Here is a 19,370-nt window from a genome sequence, read left to right as displayed (position 1 = left end):
ATGAATAGAACGATTAAAGTTAGTTAGTTGGTAAAGTTATTTTTTTGCGGTCTTATTTAAAGCTTGGATAGGTTCAAGAGAACCTGCCGAGCTTTTTTGTTGGTTTAAGATAATTCTTGTTGCTTAACTGTGTATTAAATATGAAGACTTAATAAATGTGTAGCCATAAGAAATAGAGGACAATTATATTTTTCGTGTGGCGTTCAAAATGGATAGGCGAGCATTTCTACAGCAAGGAGCAGGGGTGATTTTGCTTGCTAGTCCTCTTCAAAGTCAGGCGTCACCAACACAGAAGTTTTGGACTCAGGACCGGTCGATTTGGTTGACTCGACCTGAGAGCGGTGAGCAGATAAAAGAAACTTTTTGGGCTGATGGGCAAATTCAAAAAGATGGCTACATGAAAATTTGTCGGATTATGCGAGATATCCGGCAAAACCAAACTATTTTGATGCAGCCCGGCTTGTTGAATTTATGGTGGGCAATGCAAGAAACAGTTGCTACATACTATCGCCGCCAGCCTGGTATTTTGCTATCAGGGCATCGAACAGTTAAAACCAATAACTCCCTAGAAAATGCAGCTAAACAAAGCCTCCATATTTATGGAGCAGCGGCAGACTTGCGTTATGAGCGCGTCCCTCTTCCTGATTTGTTTAATGTAGCGAATTACTTCAAAGCAGGGGGCGTTGGTTATTACCCTGGGAGTAAATTTATTCATATTGATATTGGCCGCCGCCGATTCTGGAAAGGCTAATAAGCCACTAACAAGGATTGTGGAAGATGCAAAAAAACCTATGCCAAATCGCTGTTTGCTCTGCTTTGCTTGTTATATCAGCCGCTGCACTGGCCGACTCAAGCTTTGTTGTTTCTGGTGATCAGCGAGCAGCCCCAAAGTTAGTTTATCAAGAAAATGGCAGTACTCATTTTGTCCTTTCGGAAGGTTCTTTGCCTGCAATCTTTGTTGTCGATGGCCAAAGCACAAAGCCTGTACCTTTTGAATTAGTGGGAAATGTGGCTGTTGTTTCAGGCTCTGCAAATCACTATATCTTGGCTGGTGAGGGTGGGCGATCAGAAGTTTTTCACTATGAGGGGCGGTCAACTGGGGGAGGGACCATTGATGCAGAAATGATCATGAGCCAGGCAAACAAAGCGGCTGATGTTCAGGTGGCGAGTTCAGGGCCATCTAAAGGGCTAGCTAAGGCAATGGTCGCATATGAAAAAGCGAAAGCGGTGGGATTTCGCAAGGTGCCTGTGCAGGCTGTAAATGATCAAGGTGGGATTTTGCCCGCGCTGGCGCAAGCTCCAAGCTCTTCAACTTCTGTAATGGATGCAAATTTTACCTCTAGTGAGGTGGGTGTGGTGAAAGTCAACTTTGGGGCAAATGAAACTCAGATCGCAGAAGATAATGAAGCGGCTTTACTGCAAATTGTCAGTAATTGGAAGTCTAATAAATCGAAGCGAATTATACTGCGGGGACGTGGTGACAACTCTGAAAGTGAGGCCGCTGCCCTTAATCGAGTTATTGAGGCGAGAAGTTTTTTGATTAAGCGAGGCGTTCATGCGTCTAAAATTCGGATGCTTAGCAAAGCACGATTCGATTATATTGCCAGCAATGAGAGCGAAGAGGGTAGAAGCCAGAATCGCCGTATTGAGTTAGAAATGACTGATAGCAATCAATCCGCGGTATTTAAAGCTCGAAAAACGCAAGCTTGACAAGTTGCTTGACAAGCTCAGCCAGTATTGGCTAATGTTGGAACTCATACCTCACTATCTTTATCGTTTTTCAACGACGTGCGAGCTGAACACGGATAGACACACAGAAGGACTCCCTGTAGTCCCTACTCAAAATCTTGCTTTTTCTGCAAGTTCGACATCTTTGGTAAAGATGTGTGATTTCAACCTGATCCTTGCCGCTTTACCTCGGCACTCCCTTCTAACCAAGTAAGACCATCCCTACGCATTTTTGATGCACTTGGATGGCTTTGGCACGTCCTGTTTCGCTTAAGACCGCCTGCGGCCACGAAACCCACTCTCATCGCACATTGCGCATTAAACATCACCCGGATTGCACTAATCTCCCGGTGATTTTTTTTGCGTGTCGTCATGAGAGCATCCGCCTGGCTGCCGAGAACCTTGTTCTTGCAGCCTGGCCTCTAATTCCAGTGCTTGCTTCACGCGAGTACTGAAAACCAGCCCTTGTTGATTCAAGGGTATTCCAATAATGCGCATTCACATTCGTGATGCGCATTTTTTTTCATCTTCACGATAGAGGTTTAATCATGCAAAGAACGATCGTTCTAAATGGGTCAAAACTAACAGAGCGTTTTCAAGGAACTGGTTGGGTATGTTTCCAAGTTGAAAAGGCTTAATTAAAAGTCAAATCATGCCAATTTGATTGGTAAGTTTTAGTTTTTCCGTGCGGGTGCACATTTCTCCCGTGCAGCTGGCCGTGGAGAATATTTTTTAATATCCCTTCCAGCCAAGGTGGATGTCCATCATGAAAAAATTATTTGTTATTGCAGCCATTACCGTTGCATCGTTTTCATATTTTGCACAAGGCGCAACGAGCGCTGTTGCAGCTGCAAAGTTAAAGCATGAACAAGCAATCGCCCAAGCAACAGGCGAGTAAAACCAACCCTCTTTGGGGCTCCGGCCCCTTTGGGCGGAACCTCGTTAGCTCATAGGAAATTTTATGAACCTAAACGACCTTCCCCCTCTCAAGGCGGGTTTCTTTGATTCACCCGAAGATCTTTATCACTCAGATTGCCGTGCGTTAAGCAGAAGCGATTTGTTGATTGTGGAGCAATGGGGAACCGCATATCTCAAGCATAAATGGGATTCCAATACATCAAAAAAACGAACACCAGCCATGGCGTTCGGATCGGCATTTCACAAGGCGGTTTTAGAGCCTCTAAAATTTGCTGATCAATATTGCCAAGAGCCTGAACGACCCAATGGATATGCTAATTCTGCTGAGGAGTTAAAACAGCGCTGCAAAGATGCTGGTTTAGCTATATCGGGAGCAAAGGCAGATTTAATTGATCGTATCCTTGAAGTGGACCCATATTTTCAGACTTGGGATCAAAGAAGGGAGCAGCTTATTGGTAAGAAGGAAGTTATTTCTCTCGAGGATTGGGGATTAATTTCTGGAATGCAAATCGCGTTGCAAACCAACCCTGTTTTTGAAGCAATACGTGAGGGCTCTGTATTTGAGCAATCAATGTATTGGCAAGATGTAGATACAGGTATGTGGTTAAAGGGAAGGATTGACATGATGAACCCAGAGCTTGGGCACATTATTGTTGATCCTAAAACTGCAGCGGATCCTCGGCCACATCGGTTTCGTTATGAAGCTGATGATAAAGGTTATGACATGCAAGCAGCGATGTATGTTGATGGTGTAGAAGCAATTACAGGCGAAGTACCTCCGTTTATTTTTGCGGTGGTCCATAAAGAAGCCCCACATGCTGTTTATATGTACGAAGTCGATTCTAGCTATATAGAGCAGGGTCGGGATAAGTATAAATCAGCATTGCAACAGATTAAGCAAAGTCAACTCACAAACCATTGGCCTACGACTCCACGCAATATTAAAAGCTTGGAAGGACTAATTTCATTAGCTCCAACAACACGTCGTAAAAAAATAGGTTAATTTTTATTTACTCATCCCATTGCGGGCCACCCGCGCTGGGTGGCTGCTATTTACGGAGTCATCCATGAATCTTTCTGATGAATTGACAGTATATATAGGTTGTCTTTGTCTTTTTTTGTTGCCAATGGTGATTGGTGGATTCATTCATGAACACCGGCAAAAAACAAAAGAGAGAAAACAAAATACTCGATTGTTTTTTAATACAAAGAGGAATAAATAATGACCGCAAAATCAGAATTAGCGGAGTTAAATTTATCTCCCGTTCTTTTTAAAACACTTCAGGATACAGTTTTCCCTGGGGCAACAGATGAAGCAATACGAATGGCCGTGGCATATTGCCAAGCTCGTAATTTAGATATTCTTTCTCGTGTTGTGTATTTAGTTCCGATGTATACGAAAGTACGTTCGGCAAATGGTTCTGTTGCGTCAGTTTTTCGTGATGTTGTGATGCCTGGTATTGCATTGCATCGAATTAATGCAACAAGGACTGGGACATATTTAGGGTTAAGTGATACAGAATATGGCCCGCCAATTTCGACGACATTCCCAGAGCATAAAGCTAATTTTATGAATGCTAAAGGTGATTGGGAAGAGAAGGTATATCCAGCAAGAACGCTTGTTCACCCTGAATGGGTGAAAGTAGTTGCTAAGCGCTCAGTAAATGGGGGCGTTGCCGAATTTCCAGCTAAATTATTTTGGATGGAGATTTATGCAAAGCTCTCAAAATCCGAACGGCCTAATGACACATGGATGAGTCGGCCATATGGCCAGGCTGATAAGTGTGCTGAAGCGGCAGCGTTACGCAAGGGGTTTCCCGAGTGCTGCGCGGATGTTACCGCAGAGGAAGCAGATGGGAAGGCGATTGAAGGCGAGTTCTCTCATGTTCCGGCAGGGGAAGAAGGCGAGCTTAAACCTAAAGCGAGTGCCGCAGATATTCTGCGGAACCGTACAAAGCCCGATGCAAAGAAAGATGCTGCACCTGTGAACCAGCCTGAAGGCAATAAAAAACCTGATGCTGGTGCTCCTGAAAGTAATGATCCAGAAGAGATATTTAATGATTTTATGGTGAGGTTAAACGTAGCTGCTTCAAGAGAAGAAGCTACTAAAATCATAAATTCAAGTATTAAATCAATTCCATCGTCTTATCAAGGAAAAGCAAAAGAAGAGTTTAAAAGAAAACTTTCTAATTTTGCTTGATATCAGTTTTATCTAATCACCCCGTAGGGGGTGATTTTTCTAAAAAACTATATTCGTGGCTTTTTAGAAAAATAGATTCTTCCTTTGCTCAATTTATTGAGGGCGCGACCTGAACGTCGGAAGAAACGCAGTAGGGGCAGTATTTTTCTGCTCAGTTATATCCAACCCCAACGGGCACACCACCCGTTGCGGCGTGGTGTTGTCTTTTTTATAAAGGTAAACATCATGGCTGTTCAAGTACCTGAAGGTTTTGAAGCACGTATGGCCAATGTGTGTAAGCGGCTTTATACGTGGACTTTAGAGCACCCTGTTATTCATAAGGCAAGAATAGATATTGTAGAAAAGAATGAAATTATTCTTTTTTTTGGGAGTAAAGATGAAACCGCAATTGTTTCGTCTCATACGCTACCAAATCGTAAGTTATATTACGATGCAATTGAATTTAAACCTGTTCCACTCTCTCAGCTTAGTGATTCATATGATTCATTAATACAACCTCGTTTGATTTAATGGAGACAAATCATGATGCGCGAGAAGCAAATCATTTTTCAGGATATTACATTTTCTGAAAATAGTAGAGGACAGCTGGCTGAGGCGCTTATTGTGGAATCAATGAGAAATTTGCATTTCGCGATAAGAAAAGGAAAACTGTTTCATGAAACGCTTATTTGGTTTATTGACCCGACAAGCGATTTAGATATGTGGGTTGATGCAATGAATAAATACCATCATTCGCATAATCAGCCCTCACATGATGTCGATTTTTATAGGAACTTTGTTTGTCATTACTTCAAGGATGATATTCATAAGCTTTCAATTAAATATTTAAAACATACTTTTTCACTGCTAAAAAGTGGTGATTTGATTTGTCAGTCTGAAATTTTGGATTGGATTTATGATCCAAATTCTGACTTTAAAACATGGTGTGGTTACGCAGATTTAGATTGTCGAAAAGGTATTTCGCTTTCTGTTGAATTTTAATCTACGGCACTCCCTTATTAAATACTTCTATTTTGGAATTTATCATGAAATCTAACCTTTTTATGCTTATCGTAAATCCAGCAGAATTTTTTCGTAATTTATTTGTAGCGGAAACACCTGCCAAAACGACTGCTCCTGAAGTATTAGAGCCTAAACCTTCAACTCTTCGTCATCGTGTTGAGTTGCCTCGTTATTATTTTAACGAGGAAGATCGCCATAGTAATAAATCAAATATTTTTGATGGAACAAACTTTTTTAACGTTTGGATCCAGGAGGGAATGACCTTGCAAATGGAGGTTTCCACTACGGCAATTCGACGCACTTTATTGTGCGATGACTTTGTTCAAAAAAAATATAACTTGTCCGAAAAACACGATATGGGTGTGATTGAAGTGACTGCTTTAATAACAGAAAAAGTTATTAAGTGGTTTTCATTAGAGCAAGTCTATGCAATGTTGGATGGCAAGCCTGATCCTACACTGCCTGAGCCGGTTATTGTCTTACCCCTTAATGAAACGATTAAAAAAATGCCAGAGAGTTATTCAGGAAGACAGGATGAAGTTGCTGAAACTGTGAATGAGATCCCCGCTGTAGCTGAAACTTCTAATCACAGTGAATCGACATTTGTTCGTCGAGGAACTTTAGAATCTTTTGGCGGGGATTGTTATAAACACAATCCAGAAGAGTCTGATTCTTTTTTCTTGAAAATTAATGGCCGTGAAATTTGGGGCGTTGATCTTGAACGGGCATTGGAAAAGTCAGGCGCAAAAGTAGGTGATAAAATTTCTCTTTCTAAAAACGGGAGAATTCCTGTTGTTATTAAGAAAAATATTAAATCGACTGACGGCAGCCTTGTTGTTAAAAACGTTAATTCATTCATGCAGCAGTATTTAATTATTAAATGCTGATTTGCAAACATAAAACATTCAAGGATTGTAATCATGGCTTCTCTTAATAAAGTAATTCTGATTGGAAATTTAGGTAAAGATCCTGAAAATCGTTTTCTGCCATCGGGTGGTGCAGTGTGTAACTTCAGTATTGCGACCACCGAAAGTTGGAAAGATAAAGCCACCGGGCAAAAGCAAGAAAAAACCGAATGGCATAACATCACTATGTATGGGCGCTTGGCCGAAGTTGCTGGCCAGTTTCTAAAAAAAGGTTCTTCCGTGTACCTGGAGGGGCGTTTGCAAACCCGTAAATGGCAAGACAAAACCACAGGGCAAGATCGCTATACAACTGAAATTATTGCCGATGAAATGAAAATGCTTGGTAGTCGTTCCGGTGATAGCAGCAGTGGAGTGGATGGCCAGCAAAGTAGTGGGCGGCAACAGCGTCCTGCTGCGGCAGCAACGCCTGCTTCTTCAGTTCCGAGAAACTTTGACGATTTTGAGGATGACATTCCTTTCTAAAAACTTACTAATTTAGAAAGTTAAGTGAAATTAATATAAAAGCATGGTAATCAACCTTTCGAGGTTGGTTATCCTGCATGTTCAATAACATTCGAGAAATAAAATGTCACTTGTTTCGTCTAGTGAAGCTGGATTGGTTGTAACCGTGAAGTTTAGCAATGATGGCTGGACGTGTCGTGACCAAGGGCTTTCTGTTACTCGGAAACATCAAATTGATGCTAAGTCAGAATGGTGTCTTGTCTATGGATCACAGTTTGAGGTGAAGGAAGTAGTTCAATTCAAAGTGATTTGAATATGATTGAAACCATTTATGTTTATATGATTTACATGCCCCAATAATTCTTTATGAATTTTTGGGGCATTTTCATTTGGTTGGTGACTATAGATGTCTTCTTGCTTTTGAATTGTAGAAATAAATGTAAAATATGGTTTTTATATTTGTAAATATTTTTTAACTTTTAAACTATAGGGGCATAGTATGCAACGTTTTCGTGTATTCAATGATTATGCAGATTCAAAGCTAGTATTTTCTGTTCCCTGGGCATGGCTTGCAATTTGGCTTGTTAAGCGTTTTGGTAGAAAAGATGGTTACTATAGATTGGTTGATGGAAGAAATTCAAAAACTTTAATGGAATGGGTTCACTCTAAAGAAATAAATTTAACTGATTATGAGTTTGAATTAGATCAGATCCATTTAGGAGAAAATGGAAAGAGTTACTTAAATTCATCAGGGTGCTTACACTATGGGAAAATGTATAGATCTGTTGATAATTTAAAATTTAGAAATATATCAATGATAAAAAATAATAATTGAATTTCAATTTCCACAAGTTGGAATGGCGAGGAAGAACGCTACCATCTTAAAAATAGCAATGAATCTGATGAATAAGAGTGAGCGGAGTAAACTTGCTAAGCATTGCGCCAGTGTGGCTTACGGCTCAAGCGCTGACGGGATCTCTTATAACTATGCAGATAAAATCCTCTCAGATTTTCCTTGTATTCGAGTTGAGTATAATGCTTGGGCCGAAGTATACGCCAACGATCGGCTTACTAACCTGCTTATCTGCCAATGGATAAATGGGCTTGGTAGCAATAGGTCATGGTCACGTTCGGCGAACTCAATGGTTTTTGCTGCTAAGGATGTTATAAAAAGTATGCTTGATGAATGGGCTACTAATAATGCGCCGCTCACGCAGTTGATCGATCGTCACGAGGATTGGGATGTGATTGCCAACTCGCTCAGCTGGGGAGCCTTGTGCGAACATCAGCGGGATTCAGGGCTGCTATCTGATATTGTGTTTGAAATTGTTAAATGAATTTATACGGAATTGGTTAGTGTATAGGATTGATAAAAATATATTGAAATTTACTATTTTAATTTGGTTTTGTTTGTTTTTGAAATTGTTGTTTATTTAATTGGAGTTGATTGTGTTTCTATTGAAAAAGTTGAAAAGTGCGTTTATTAAAAAATATTCTGATAAAAATGTAGCATATCCAGGGGATTATCACCGGACGTTTATTGAGGCGAGAGAACGGACAATAAATTTTGGGCTTGAAGTTGACTCTATATCCTTTAAAAAACAAACTTTTTTGTCTGATATGGAAAGTGCCTCAAAACTAGCTCAGGTTCTTAGTGAATTTTTTATTGAAAATAATATTCGTGCTGACGATGTAGCTGGGCAATGCTGGAGAATTAATATATTTATAAAAAATTTTTTAGAAGAGCATTTTGGAGTTCCTTTGGTTTTAACTATTGGTTATATTGAGGATTACCCTAATTTCGATTACTATAAAATGACTGAAGCAGAGATTGCTACATTACTTAATTCCCCAATGGGACATAATGGGAATTGTGCTGCAAATTTGCATGTATGGTTAACATTGCCTAGCATGGAAATATTAGACGTATCCTTTATGACCAGTTTTGGTAAAGTCAATAACAAACCAGAATTGATTGGTACTGTTGTCTATGGCCCACCAGAAAAATTAAGCACTCCGAATTTTAATTATAAACCTATGGTACTAGGGGAGCACTTTATTAATAGGGTTGGTTTAAATAATGCTTTTATAATTATTGATAGCATACAGGAGTAAATTGAGTGATATTTAATCAAAAGTAATTTTTTTAATTGATTGGATGAAAAAATGAGTTCGAATAGACGTATCTCTGTTGATGTTCGAGGCACAATGCTGCATTACGCAAGAGCGTCTGCAAAATTGGCGAGAGATGCGGCAAAGCAAAGGCGATATGTTCTGGGACACCATTTGCCGTAAATGTGAATTGCAACATGCCGATGTACCTTGCCATCCTTATATGCATGATCTTGGTTTAGTTCGCGGTAGCAGAGATCAAGCAACCAAATAATTTAAGGAGTTATTTGGTTGCTTGGTGTATTGGTAAATGCCGAGAAAGACTCGCCACTGGGGGGCTTATATCGCTGATGGCCATAACCTTTGGCTCTCCGTTTATTAAAGACAGCATTACAAAGCCGACGCCAAGAGGTGTGCATGCTGCGCGTGAAAGGGATTAGCTATTTGGTTGCTGATTGCTCATGAGATAATGAATTAAGCCAATTAAGACTGTGACCGATCACAGTCATGCTGGATACAGGGGAGGTAGGGATGGCGTCAGCAGAACACGACTATCAGCATTTCATTCAATGGCTTCATCGACCTGACGGAGAGGTGCCAGAAGATGTCCGCCGTTTTGGACGGCTAGTGTTGGACAACTTTTCAAGTGTCAGTGCAACTACCCGTAATAGGAGCCAACGGTCGGTATATTTGGTTGATCTTGTGCGCCAGCAGTTCACCGCTATTGATCCGGGGCAACCTCAGCTGAATTCCATAGCGACTGGGGCGGGATGGGGTTGGCAGAGTCTGTCCCATCTCTCGCTTGGACCATTCCGGGGGTTTCGGAACACAGAGGAGTTTGATCTTACACGACGCATTGTGTTGTTTTATGGCCCCAATGGCAGCGGTAAGACCAGTCTTTGCGAGGCGCTTGAGTTTGCCCTGCTCGGAGCTGTAGATGAGGGGGCGCAAAAGCGGATTGATGCCGCTCAGTACTTACGCAATATCCATGAAGGTCGATTTATACCTCCTCAACTGACGGCATTGAACGCACAAGGTCAGCGAGTTGTTGTTCAGGTGGACGCCGATGCGTATCGTTTTTGCTTTATTGAGAAAAACCGCATTGACTCCTTTTCTAGGATTGCTGCAAAACCTGCCGGTCAGAAAACCGAGCTGATAGCCGCGCTATTCGGTATGGACGACTTCAACGAGTTCGTAAGTCAGTTTAATGAATCGATTGATGCGCAGCTCTCGCTTCTGCCAGAGCAAGGTCAGGAGCTTACACGCAGACGCCAAGCAATCGCTCATGATACCGAACTGCTTGCTGGTGAAGCGGTCTCTATCGCTGCATTCGATCAGGTTGAGCGGGAGTACGCTGAAGCTTTTCAGTCCGGATGGACGTATGCGCAGTTGCAACAGGCGGTGGGTTCTACGGAGGTCCCAGGTCGATTGCAGGCTTTGAGAGAAATATTGAACAAACCTGCGCCATCCCTGTACGGTATCCGGCAGCAGGATTTTCTTTCCGCATTTTGTGCTGCAGATGAGGCTCACGAGCTCGTTGAGGTGCTTGCAGGTCAGTTGGCATTGCAGCAGGATGGTACCGCATACCAAGAACTCTACACTTCAGTTCTTGGGTTGCAGGATCTTTCTCCTGATCATTGCCCAGCATGCGAGACTGCAATTGTAGGGGAGCAGCATGTCCATGCTAATCCTTTTGTAAAGGCTGTACAGGGTCTGGAACACCTGCGGGCACTAACTCAGCTCAAGCAGCGGCACCAAGCTGCTGTTGATCAGCGGCGGATCGCCTCAGATAAATTGCAAGCATTCTTCGCCAATTTTTCCCAGCGCGTTGGAGCTACGGTCGATAGTGAGCATGAAGTTTTTCGCTATCTAGCAAATCCAAGTGTTCAACCCGGAACGGCATGGTGGAAGGTAGGGTACACCCCTGTTGCTGGAGGCGCATCACTGTCACAGCAGGCGGTCAACTACGCACTTCAGTTGGAGGAGACGGATGCCGCTACTCAGCAAAATCTTGAGCAGCGTGCGCAACTAATAGCTGAGCGGGATCGACTTTCCGAGGCGCATATAGTACTAACTCAACATGTTACTCGACGCCAACATGCCTGTGCAGCCATTGCAGAGGCTCGTCAGCGTATCAATGCTTTTGAATTGCAGAACGCTGCACTGATCGAGGCAGTCGCGGAGGAGGAGGCACGCATTGCAGCGGAGACAAGAATTCAAGTCGCCTACAATGAGTTCTTGAGCCTGCTTCGGCATTACCGCTCTGGGTTGCCAGGAACGTTGATGGCAGGTTTGAACAACTTGGCCATGGAGCTGTACAACGAGTTCAACGTCCGGGATGTTGCAGTAGATAAGCTGGCTGCACTACACCTGCCTGTTACCGGAGACGGTCGTATCGAGTTGAGTTTCATAGGCTCTCCACAAGTGCGTGTTGATGCACTCCAAGTTCTGAGTGAGGGACATGTCCGGTGCCTTGGGTTGGCCATCCTGTTGGCAAAAGCTTCTCACATCCAAGCGCCTACAGTGATCTTCGATGATGCGATCAATGCTATCGACCATGAGCATAAACAGGGAATTCGGGAGGCTTTGTTCCAGAATGAGCGCTTTGCCAATACGCAGATCCTCGTGACCTGCCACAGCAATGAATTCATAAAGGACATTCAGAACAATGTTGATCGTGCGCAGTGGGTGTCTTACACATTTCGTCATCACTCCGGGGATCATCATCCGCGTGTCTTGCGGGATTTGCCGCCGCAAGCTTACCTAATTATAGCTAGGGCCGCCGTTAACCGAGGAGACCATCGCGGGGCTCTTCAGCCATGCAGACAGGCGTTAGAAATGCTCGCTAACAAAATATGGCGATGGCTTGGGCATTTTGACCTAGGTGTAATCAGTGTCCAGTTGGGAGGTGTCGGAGATCAACCCTCGCTACGAAATTTGTGCGAAGGTCTTCGCGTAAGACTGAATGGTGCGCGCACATTCGAGCATGGCGATAAACAGCCTTTGTTGGATGCATTGGCGCTGATTCTCGGAATACCTGAGCAGACCATGCTATGGCAGTACTTGAACAAAGGCACTCACGAGGAACAGGACCGGGAGGACTTTGATGAAGGGGTGGTTGAGCAACTGGTTGCCTTAATGGAGGGAATGAATACCTTGGGGCTACGCAAGCGCTAAAAGCATTCATCGAGAATGGCCACCGAATTATTGGGGTTTATTACCAGATGAAACAGTGTCACTGAACGCCGAGTTATACCTCCAGCAGGGAGGCGTTGAGGAGAGTGTTAGGTGATTAATCGTAATGCTAATTTTTACCGTCTAAACAAGAATAAAGAAGGAAATAATTATGACTGAGAATGTTTTAAATTTTTTTTCTGCCACCCCATTTACGCATGGTCTGATGATTAGTTTTCAAGATTCAAACGAACATGAGGTGATTATGCCTGAGCAGGAGTATCGTAATTTTTTCGTAATGCCTGTAGTTGCTGATTTAGGTGCGAATTGCACAGAAGAGCAGAATGAATTTCGAGTAAGAAAAGTTTGTGGGATTATGGAAAGCTATTTATCTGGGCTTAACGACGCGGTGCTTAATTCCTCAATAAAGGAGCGAGATGCTGTTTCTACCTATGCTTCACTGAAGGATGTGTGTGAGAAAATGTTTGGCGGTGCAACCACGTTGCTGGGCCTGCAGTATCTTAATGAAATAAGTAGCATGGAGACTAGAGTTCAAAGCGAACAATCAAAACGAGAGTTAAGCAAACTTGTGCAAATGTTCGGTCAGAGCTAACCGGTCTTAATTTTATTTTATGTGAGGCTAAATTCAAGAAAAAAAAGCCCAACCTTAATTGGTTGGGCTTTTTTTACGCTGATATCTAATAGTTTTTCATTGTCTGTATTGTGACTAAGTGCGTAACGTGACAGGATTAATTCATACTCAAATGTCCCATAATAATCGTTATGGGGCATTGATAAATCAATTCATGTAAATATGCATGAATTACACAATAATTCATTTATTTTTACATCTATGGCTTTTTGGCCTTCTTTGCCCATTGTGTGCAAAAAAACATGCTGTATTCTGTATTTGTATTGCAAAGCGAATGAGTTTTGCTTCAAACCAAGTGGTTTTAAAGATTGATGGTCTAAAAGGAATAATTTTATGGCGTGGGAATCAACTGGAGTGCTACCTCTGTTGTCAGAAAATTTATACGGGTGGCCACAGTCAAAGCCCGTGTTGGCTTTTTTGAAAGGAGGCAGAAAAACGGTTGTGATATGCAGCTGTCCAGACGAAGACGATCCGCATTTTGTTCGGTGGGTTGAAGATAATTCTGATGGGTTGGATGTGAGCCGCGATGTGCTCTGCTGGTGCTCTTTGCCTGCGGATCCTCCGGCGAATTTGATTGCCTGGATGACCTCCTCATCTTTGTCGCAAAGTAATTGCTTGGTGCAACGCTAAATGAACTTAATTCCTAGTGTGAGTCTTGAAAAAATGCTGCTACAGCGTAGCGCTGTGATTGAGCGCTTAACAGAGGCGCATCGTCTGCTTTGCGAAGCCGCTGAGTTGGCAGGTGAAGCTCATTTGGGGGACTTATCAGATTTGCTAGTTTTAGAGTCTAAGTATTCGAATCATATGCCAAGCCAGCATCGCTTACTGGAATGTGGGGTTGAGTCACTGATTAGGGTGTTGGATATTAATGGTTGGCGTTATTTGATGAATGAATCTGGAATTCGTTCGTTTATGGATAGCTCCGCTCGTGAGCAGTGGGAGGATCAATTACGAAAAGGAGTTGTTGTTCCCCTAGATAGAAATGCGATTGAGTCCACATTTAATTCTCTTTATGCTCAAAGGCAGGAAATGTTAGAACGTGGTGTGATTCAATTATTCAAGAATTTGTCGTGGGACCATAAAACTAATCAGCCCTTCAAGTTTGGGAATAAAATAATAATTAACTACTTTAGCTCTACTATGTGTGGAAAATCTCTTTATATTAGAAGTGAAGCAACAAATAAGTTGGATGATTTAATGAGAATTTTTTGTAAACTATGTAATCGGCCAGAACCAGATCATCGGCATGCAATGAGCTACTTGATTGGGAATCAAGAAAGGAGTGGGCAAAGATTCTTTCAGAATGATTTTTTCTCTGTTCGCTGGTTTAAAAAAGGCACGGCGCATATTGTTTTTTTGCAGAAAAATTTAATTGATAAACTCAATGATATTTTAAGCAAGCACTACCCTTTTGCTCTGCCTAGTGCTTGTTTATAATTGGTTTTTTTCTATATTAATAACATTCTGAATAGTGGTTTAAGAGCAAAATGAATCCATTTAAGAAAAAACAAAAAAAGATTATTTCTTCTGAATTATACAATAATTTGGTTGTTCCTATTTTTATGGCCTTAGAAATGTATTCGAGTGGGCAAATGGGGCCAGCTCACTTTGATAAAATACTTCTATGTTTTAATGTTACGGAAAAAATCAGGAAAAACACACATCTGCCTTTATTACGCAGAAAATCTTTAGATGATCTGAAATCAATACTTTTTGAATTACATGCACAGTACAAACAAAATGGTTTTTTTGTTTATGATGAAAATACAGATTATTTAATGGGAAAGGCGGTTGTGAACTTATGTAATCAATGGCGTTTTCTTCCTGAAGAAACTCTGCTCTATGCGATGTTGGATGTTATTGAACAGAGCCAATTAAAAAATGCTGGAACTTCTCAATTCTCTAAAGTCGTGACCCATGCCTAATCCAGAACTAGAACTCACTAATACACGCTCTAAAGCCGCGGCTATTTTAGATGATATGTTTTTTAAGCAGCATGAATTACCCTCAAGCATCACAAAGTTGCGTCAGCTTTTGGGTAACTCAGGATCTAATACAGTGCTGCAAGGCGTGCTGAATGAATGGAAAGAGTCTCTTGGGTTGCGTGTGTCTCAGCAACTACAGCAGCCCCCTCTCCCTAGTCCTCTAATCGCACCAATTTTAGCTGTGTGGGACGCTGCACTGCATTCAGCCTCTGTGATCACTCATGAAAAATTGCAGGCGCAGTTTGATGAGGCAGAACGAATAAAACGATCGGCTGAGGAGCAAGTGGCTGTTATGAGTAAAAGGCTGGATGAATTACAAATCGAAGCTCGGGATTACAGCCATAAACTTGAGCAATCTACCCAGTACTTAGCCTTGGCCACACAGCGTGGTAATGAACTGAGCTCGGATCTTGCTCATGAACGAGCCAGGTTAGACGGTGCATTAGAAAAGATAAGCGCGATGAATGAGCAGGCTCAGCAAGACAATATCCGGCGGAATGAGTTGGAATTGAAGTGCCTGCGGCTTGAACTCGCAGCTGAGCAATTGGTTGTCAAGCCTATAGCAGGGGCTGTTGCGGGCGGGATTGAATGATGACAGAACTTCTTGCCCCTACTTTTCCAAAAATATTTGAAGGCTCTTTCGTGCACTGGCCTATTCCTGATGGGAAAAATCGTGCATCTGGGACTGCTCAAATTTCTGCAATGAATGATGCCGAAGCCGTGCTGTGTTGGTTAAGTGAATATACGGGCAGCCCGAATACCGTAGTCTCCTATCGAAAAGAGGCGGAGCGATTCATGTTGTGGTTGGCGGAGACTTGGCGTGGAATTAGTGATGTCAGTCGAGAGGATATTTTAAGGTACACCCTTTTTTTGGCGGATCCTCAGCCAGCCGTTAAATGGTGCGGGCCAAGAAGAGCTCGTACACATGCGGAGTGGAAACCGTTTGTTCATGGGCTTCAGCCAGGAGCAGTCCATCACACCATGCTTTGTCTGCAATCCATGTTTAGTTACCTTGTTGAGGCGAATTACTTAAAAGGCAATCCAGTCGCTTTATCGCGCAAATTAAGGCGTAGCCAGGGGCAAGATGCTCGCACCTCAGTAAGGGCTAGATTGCTTGAGAGTGAGATCATCGAACGGATTTTAGCTTTTTCAAAAAACCTGACTTATCCAGATGGTGTGTCTCTCATAGAAAAAAGAAAGCTGGCTCGTGCACGATTCGTTATGGCGTTCTATCTTATGGTCGGTGCGCGATCTAGCGAGGGAGTGGCCACATATTCAGGCGATCTTGTCGGTCGGCGAGATGGTGATATTACGCGTTGGTATTGGTGCGTTGTTGGCAAGGGGGGAAAGCGGGCTGAGGTTCCGATCCCTCCCGCGCTATTGCCTATTTTGTATGAATACCGTGTCTGCTTTGGCGTAATGGGAACTCAGAGCAAAATTGCACGTTTACCTCTGCTACTGCCCCTTGGCATCAATGTGTCTACGCGCACGCCTATGATTTTGGATAGGAAATCGCTATATCGCATCATTAAAGGGGTATTGGCAGACATTGCACTTGAGCTGAAAAATGAGGGGCGTTTGGAGCAGGCCGAGGTGGTGAGCAGTGCTAGCCCACATTGGCTGCGCCATGCTTATGGAAAATGGCAGGTGGATCATGGCATTGAGTTACGTAATGTGATGCGTAATTTACGTCATAGCAATATGAATACCACGATGATTTATGTCGATGATGATTCAAATCAACGACATAAAGAAACAGAAAGTATCTTTTAAAGTGTGAATAAACAAAGGAATGCTTATGGGCGTTCAGATTGATGCTAAATCCGCTGATTACCAAGCTGGCTACCGGCAGGCTTTGAATGATGCCGCTAAAGCCTGCGGTGGAGAAGCGTGTATTGCCGCTGGCGAGAGCTATCAAACGTCACAGGGGGAGTTTTGGGATGCCGGTGGGGTTTATGGCCAGGCGAGATTTGACTGTGAACAGTTAATTCTCGCAATGACTAAATGACCAAGGGAAGATTTATGATAATCCTGCGATCAATATTTTCAAATTGCTCCGCTCTCGCTTCGTGATGGGGTTATATGAGCCTGAGCGGCTTGCTGGGGGGGGGGTGCGGTAATTGATCCTTATTAAATAAATAGTAAGATTGACCTTGGGTAAAAGAAAGGTAAAATCCAAAGACATCGACATATTAATAAATAGGGACGGGATGAATATTGATATTTACAGGCCTGAGACACGCTCAGATCTTTACCTCTTTGTGATGGCAGATAATGATCCAGGTGCCGTTGTTTCCAGCGTGCTCGAACAGCTTGGCCCATTCACGTTTATTAAGTCGCGAGAAGTTAATCTTGGTCAAAAGATTATTGGGGCTGATGCAAACGAAATTCTCGATAATATTGAACGCACGGGTTTTCATTTGCAGGTGTCAAAAGTTGCCAATCAAGTTTCTGATGGAGGGGCTGCTATCGGTGGAGGGATTCTTGGGGCAAGTGTAGCGGGGCCTGTTGGGGCGATTATTGGGGCATTGATTGGGTATGCGTTGGCTGAGCATGCAAAGAAGGCTTCAGATGACCTTTGATTTGAATACCTGCATAAAGGTTGCGCCAGTTGTTTGTGGGCTAGTTGTAATGCTCACTGTTTGGGGTTATCGCACACTTAAATCTAAACCTGTTACCGTCGAGGACATGTTTGTCGTTGGTATTACAGGAAGTTCTTTTCCTTCAGGCGTGATTTTTATTGCTGCGGCTTTTGATTCTTCTATGCTGGCTCAAGTTTCTGAAGCACCTGTATATATTGGAATTGCTGGCTGTGCGGTTCTGTATATTACAGGAAAAACTGTGAGAGAAAAAACTACGGCTTGATGGCATTGGGCTGGTGAGGGAGATTGCATTTCCTTAACCTATTGATAGTATCACCAACTAATTTATTAAATCATAATGATGATTATTCCGCATATACCCTTGAGATTATTTCATGGTTCTGCTCTGCCTGATCTTACGAGCTTAAAAATTGCCTTTGCGCAAAATGATACTCCTTTGGGGCCAGGAGTATATTTAACTGAAGATCCATTAGTCGCGAGATGTTATTCCAAAGATTTAGGGAAAATATATGAGGTTGAGGTAAGGGGAAATAGGAGTTACGTCATTAACCTTGATGAACCTTTTAAAAAACAGACTTTTGAGGCCCGTTCTTCAATAATTAAACTTTTGCATCTGGCTAAGTGTGAAATGCCTTCTACGGATAAACTGGATGCTCGCAAGATTATTCAAATGACGCAATCTAAATTTACAAAAGAAGAACGTAATCTGCGTCTTGCACAATTAGGTATTTGGATGATTTTTGGAACACTTGATTGCTATGAGTCTAACGGGCGTGGTGATCGAGGCATTCAATATGTGATTTTAGAAGATACTTCGATTATGAGTGTAAAACCATATATCAAGCAGGTTGAGCCGAGTGAAGTTTAACGGATCGTTCTGACTTGTGCTGCTGAGGATGGATCTGAAAGGTACACTTGGGATATTGGTATTGCACCCTGATGGTGGCGTGGCGGATTGAAATGGGGGGCTTTCCCCCCTTTTTTTGTCTGCTAAATGAGTTAATTAAAATTTCATATGTTTTTGTTTGTTTTTTAAGCTTTTTTTATGGCTAATTAGCACTCATTAAAGAAAATATTACATTAAATGATGCTTCATAATTACCCGTTCTGAATAAATGCTGATTTGTGGCGATTTATCAATCACGGGTATATTATATGTTTCTTATATTGTCGTATATATCTATTTTGTTTGTGCTCTATTTAGTGGCTAAGCTTGTGATGGAAATCCGCCGTAGTTTCGAAATTTTAGAGTCTAGCTCAGCAAAGACTGCGAAAGATCGACTTTTTGTTGAATTTGGCTGCGCTGTTTTGAGCGCTCCAATATATCAAGTATACGTTGATGGACGGCCTGCCTATTCCTTATCCGAAATTCAAGTTGTTGCCTTGTTTTTTGAGCACCCTATGCCTCTTGATGTAAGCCTAAAGATATTAACGGAGTTTTTTCCTTTGCACATAAATGGGAAAGAGTATCGTTTTAAAAAAAGGCAATCTATGCGGCCAGATTTTATAATGGATATTGAAAAAATTGAAAATGTTGAGAAAGAATATTTCGATACAAAATAAATAATATATTTTAATTATTAAACTTAATCTGTCTTTTGTTATTGATTGTGAATAAATAAAATGTAT

General features: G+C 42.2%; 23 protein-coding genes. All 23 read left to right on the top strand.

The window, feature by feature from the left end; genetic code table 11:
• Window positions 1-244: 244 nt before the first annotated feature.
• The 23 genes from HA050_RS11895 (at window position 245) to HA050_RS11790 (ending at window position 19,304) form a co-directional block, all read left to right on the top strand.
• Entirely contained in the window at window positions 245-751 is a 507-nt protein-coding gene (locus tag HA050_RS11895; protein WP_166826278.1) for a YcbK family protein, read from the top strand.
• 26 nt (window positions 752-777) lie between these two features.
• Window positions 778-1,710, top strand: coding sequence for an OmpA family protein (locus HA050_RS11890; RefSeq protein WP_166826277.1), 933 nt, complete (start codon window positions 778-780; stop codon window positions 1,708-1,710).
• Between the two features lie 784 nt (window positions 1,711-2,494).
• Window positions 2,495-2,626 (top strand): hypothetical protein, encoded by a 132-nt coding sequence (locus HA050_RS22350; protein ID WP_267896108.1) that lies wholly within the window; start codon window positions 2,495-2,497, stop codon window positions 2,624-2,626.
• 63 nt (window positions 2,627-2,689) lie between these two features.
• Complete coding sequence (locus tag HA050_RS11885; protein ID WP_166826274.1) at window positions 2,690-3,649, top strand: PD-(D/E)XK nuclease-like domain-containing protein; 960 nt, start codon at window positions 2,690-2,692, stop codon at window positions 3,647-3,649.
• A gap of 219 nt (window positions 3,650-3,868) precedes the next feature.
• On the top strand, window positions 3,869-4,846 hold the full coding sequence (gene bet / locus HA050_RS11880; protein WP_166826271.1) for a phage recombination protein Bet: 978 nt from the start codon (window positions 3,869-3,871) through the stop codon (window positions 4,844-4,846).
• Between the two features lie 225 nt (window positions 4,847-5,071).
• On the top strand, window positions 5,072-5,356 hold the full coding sequence (locus HA050_RS11875; protein ID WP_115226410.1) for a hypothetical protein: 285 nt from the start codon (window positions 5,072-5,074) through the stop codon (window positions 5,354-5,356).
• 12 nt (window positions 5,357-5,368) lie between these two features.
• Window positions 5,369-5,827, top strand: a complete 459-nt coding sequence (locus HA050_RS11870) for a hypothetical protein (protein WP_166826269.1) — start codon at window positions 5,369-5,371, stop codon at window positions 5,825-5,827.
• A 44-nt stretch (window positions 5,828-5,871) separates the two neighbouring features.
• Window positions 5,872-6,735 (top strand): hypothetical protein, encoded by an 864-nt coding sequence (locus HA050_RS11865; protein WP_166826266.1) that lies wholly within the window; start codon window positions 5,872-5,874, stop codon window positions 6,733-6,735.
• Between the two features lie 33 nt (window positions 6,736-6,768).
• Complete coding sequence (locus tag HA050_RS11860) at window positions 6,769-7,236, top strand: single-stranded DNA-binding protein (RefSeq protein ID WP_166826264.1); 468 nt, start codon at window positions 6,769-6,771, stop codon at window positions 7,234-7,236.
• Between the two features lie 478 nt (window positions 7,237-7,714).
• Window positions 7,715-8,050 carry a hypothetical protein gene (locus HA050_RS11855; RefSeq protein WP_166826261.1) on the top strand — a complete coding sequence of 112 codons (336 nt, stop codon included), beginning with the start codon at window positions 7,715-7,717 and terminating at the stop codon, window positions 8,048-8,050.
• 58 nt (window positions 8,051-8,108) lie between these two features.
• Window positions 8,109-8,552, top strand: coding sequence for a hypothetical protein (locus HA050_RS11850; protein WP_166826258.1), 444 nt, complete (start codon window positions 8,109-8,111; stop codon window positions 8,550-8,552).
• 112 nt (window positions 8,553-8,664) lie between these two features.
• The gene (locus HA050_RS11845) at window positions 8,665-9,330 is read left to right on the top strand and encodes a hypothetical protein (RefSeq protein ID WP_166826255.1); all 666 of its coding nucleotides are present in this window, start codon (window positions 8,665-8,667) and stop codon (window positions 9,328-9,330) included.
• A gap of 528 nt (window positions 9,331-9,858) precedes the next feature.
• Window positions 9,859-12,504, top strand: a complete 2,646-nt coding sequence (locus HA050_RS11840) for an ATP-binding protein (protein ID WP_166826252.1) — start codon at window positions 9,859-9,861, stop codon at window positions 12,502-12,504.
• A 169-nt stretch (window positions 12,505-12,673) separates the two neighbouring features.
• The gene (locus tag HA050_RS11835) at window positions 12,674-13,114 is read left to right on the top strand and encodes a hypothetical protein (RefSeq protein WP_166826249.1); all 441 of its coding nucleotides are present in this window, start codon (window positions 12,674-12,676) and stop codon (window positions 13,112-13,114) included.
• Between the two features lie 669 nt (window positions 13,115-13,783).
• The gene (locus HA050_RS11830; protein WP_166826246.1) at window positions 13,784-14,590 is read left to right on the top strand and encodes a DUF4942 domain-containing protein; all 807 of its coding nucleotides are present in this window, start codon (window positions 13,784-13,786) and stop codon (window positions 14,588-14,590) included.
• Window positions 14,591-14,640: 50 nt separating this feature from the next.
• Window positions 14,641-15,078: a hypothetical protein gene (locus HA050_RS11825; protein ID WP_166826243.1), complete on the top strand. Its 438-nt coding sequence runs from the start codon at window positions 14,641-14,643 to the stop codon at window positions 15,076-15,078.
• Window positions 15,071-15,730 carry a DNA-binding protein gene (locus tag HA050_RS11820; protein WP_166826240.1) on the top strand — a complete coding sequence of 220 codons (660 nt, stop codon included), beginning with the start codon at window positions 15,071-15,073 and terminating at the stop codon, window positions 15,728-15,730. Before HA050_RS11825 ends, HA050_RS11820 begins: the two co-directional genes overlap by 8 nt.
• Complete coding sequence (locus HA050_RS11815) at window positions 15,727-16,911, top strand: tyrosine-type recombinase/integrase (RefSeq protein ID WP_166826237.1); 1,185 nt, start codon at window positions 15,727-15,729, stop codon at window positions 16,909-16,911. The genes HA050_RS11820 and HA050_RS11815 overlap by 4 nt, the downstream gene beginning before the upstream one ends.
• Before the next feature lie 25 nt (window positions 16,912-16,936).
• Window positions 16,937-17,146, top strand: a complete 210-nt coding sequence (locus HA050_RS11810) for a hypothetical protein (protein ID WP_166826233.1) — start codon at window positions 16,937-16,939, stop codon at window positions 17,144-17,146.
• A 202-nt stretch (window positions 17,147-17,348) separates the two neighbouring features.
• Entirely contained in the window at window positions 17,349-17,720 is a 372-nt protein-coding gene (locus HA050_RS11805; protein ID WP_166826230.1) for a YcgL domain-containing protein, read from the top strand.
• Window positions 17,710-18,003 carry a hypothetical protein gene (locus tag HA050_RS11800; RefSeq protein ID WP_166826227.1) on the top strand — a complete coding sequence of 98 codons (294 nt, stop codon included), beginning with the start codon at window positions 17,710-17,712 and terminating at the stop codon, window positions 18,001-18,003. The genes HA050_RS11805 and HA050_RS11800 overlap by 11 nt, the downstream gene beginning before the upstream one ends.
• 75 nt (window positions 18,004-18,078) lie before the next feature.
• Complete coding sequence (locus tag HA050_RS11795) at window positions 18,079-18,609, top strand: hypothetical protein (RefSeq protein ID WP_166826225.1); 531 nt, start codon at window positions 18,079-18,081, stop codon at window positions 18,607-18,609.
• A gap of 350 nt (window positions 18,610-18,959) precedes the next feature.
• A complete protein-coding gene (locus HA050_RS11790) occupies window positions 18,960-19,304 on the top strand; it encodes a hypothetical protein (protein ID WP_166826222.1) in 345 nt (114 codons plus the stop codon).
• Window positions 19,305-19,370: the final 66 nt, after the last annotated feature.

It is taken from the genome of Iodobacter violaceini (assembly GCF_011601265.1).
In the GTDB taxonomy this organism is placed as follows: Bacteria; Pseudomonadota; Gammaproteobacteria; order Burkholderiales; family Chitinibacteraceae; genus Iodobacter; species Iodobacter violaceini.
Note: the sequence above shows the minus strand (reverse complement) of the source record. Positions and strands in the feature narration are given on the sequence as shown.

What these genes read in the sequence shown, in the direction of transcription:
- HA050_RS11890 (WP_166826277.1), top strand. Translation starts at nt 778, where the DNA reads ATGCAAAAAAACCTATGCCAAATCGCTGTTTGCTCTGCTTTGCTTGTT.
- HA050_RS22350 (WP_267896108.1), top strand. Translation starts at nt 2,495, where the DNA reads ATGAAAAAATTATTTGTTATTGCAGCCATTACCGTTGCATCGTTTTCA.
- HA050_RS11885 (WP_166826274.1), top strand. Translation starts at nt 2,690, where the DNA reads ATGAACCTAAACGACCTTCCCCCTCTCAAGGCGGGTTTCTTTGATTCA.
- bet (WP_166826271.1), top strand. Translation starts at nt 3,869, where the DNA reads ATGACCGCAAAATCAGAATTAGCGGAGTTAAATTTATCTCCCGTTCTT.
- HA050_RS11875 (WP_115226410.1), top strand. Translation starts at nt 5,072, where the DNA reads ATGGCTGTTCAAGTACCTGAAGGTTTTGAAGCACGTATGGCCAATGTG.
- HA050_RS11870 (WP_166826269.1), top strand. Translation starts at nt 5,369, where the DNA reads ATGATGCGCGAGAAGCAAATCATTTTTCAGGATATTACATTTTCTGAA.
- HA050_RS11865 (WP_166826266.1), top strand. Translation starts at nt 5,872, where the DNA reads ATGAAATCTAACCTTTTTATGCTTATCGTAAATCCAGCAGAATTTTTT.
- HA050_RS11860 (WP_166826264.1), top strand. Translation starts at nt 6,769, where the DNA reads ATGGCTTCTCTTAATAAAGTAATTCTGATTGGAAATTTAGGTAAAGAT.
- HA050_RS11855 (WP_166826261.1), top strand. Translation starts at nt 7,715, where the DNA reads ATGCAACGTTTTCGTGTATTCAATGATTATGCAGATTCAAAGCTAGTA.
- HA050_RS11850 (WP_166826258.1), top strand. Translation starts at nt 8,109, where the DNA reads ATGAATCTGATGAATAAGAGTGAGCGGAGTAAACTTGCTAAGCATTGC.
- HA050_RS11840 (WP_166826252.1), top strand. Translation starts at nt 9,859, where the DNA reads ATGGCGTCAGCAGAACACGACTATCAGCATTTCATTCAATGGCTTCAT.
- HA050_RS11835 (WP_166826249.1), top strand. Translation starts at nt 12,674, where the DNA reads ATGACTGAGAATGTTTTAAATTTTTTTTCTGCCACCCCATTTACGCAT.
- HA050_RS11830 (WP_166826246.1), top strand. Translation starts at nt 13,784, where the DNA reads ATGAACTTAATTCCTAGTGTGAGTCTTGAAAAAATGCTGCTACAGCGT.
- HA050_RS11825 (WP_166826243.1), top strand. Translation starts at nt 14,641, where the DNA reads ATGAATCCATTTAAGAAAAAACAAAAAAAGATTATTTCTTCTGAATTA.
- HA050_RS11820 (WP_166826240.1), top strand. Translation starts at nt 15,071, where the DNA reads ATGCCTAATCCAGAACTAGAACTCACTAATACACGCTCTAAAGCCGCG.
- HA050_RS11815 (WP_166826237.1), top strand. Translation starts at nt 15,727, where the DNA reads ATGATGACAGAACTTCTTGCCCCTACTTTTCCAAAAATATTTGAAGGC.
- HA050_RS11810 (WP_166826233.1), top strand. Translation starts at nt 16,937, where the DNA reads ATGGGCGTTCAGATTGATGCTAAATCCGCTGATTACCAAGCTGGCTAC.
- HA050_RS11805 (WP_166826230.1), top strand. Translation starts at nt 17,349, where the DNA reads ATGAATATTGATATTTACAGGCCTGAGACACGCTCAGATCTTTACCTC.
- HA050_RS11800 (WP_166826227.1), top strand. Translation starts at nt 17,710, where the DNA reads ATGACCTTTGATTTGAATACCTGCATAAAGGTTGCGCCAGTTGTTTGT.
- HA050_RS11795 (WP_166826225.1), top strand. Translation starts at nt 18,079, where the DNA reads ATGATGATTATTCCGCATATACCCTTGAGATTATTTCATGGTTCTGCT.
- HA050_RS11790 (WP_166826222.1), top strand. Translation starts at nt 18,960, where the DNA reads ATGGAAATCCGCCGTAGTTTCGAAATTTTAGAGTCTAGCTCAGCAAAG.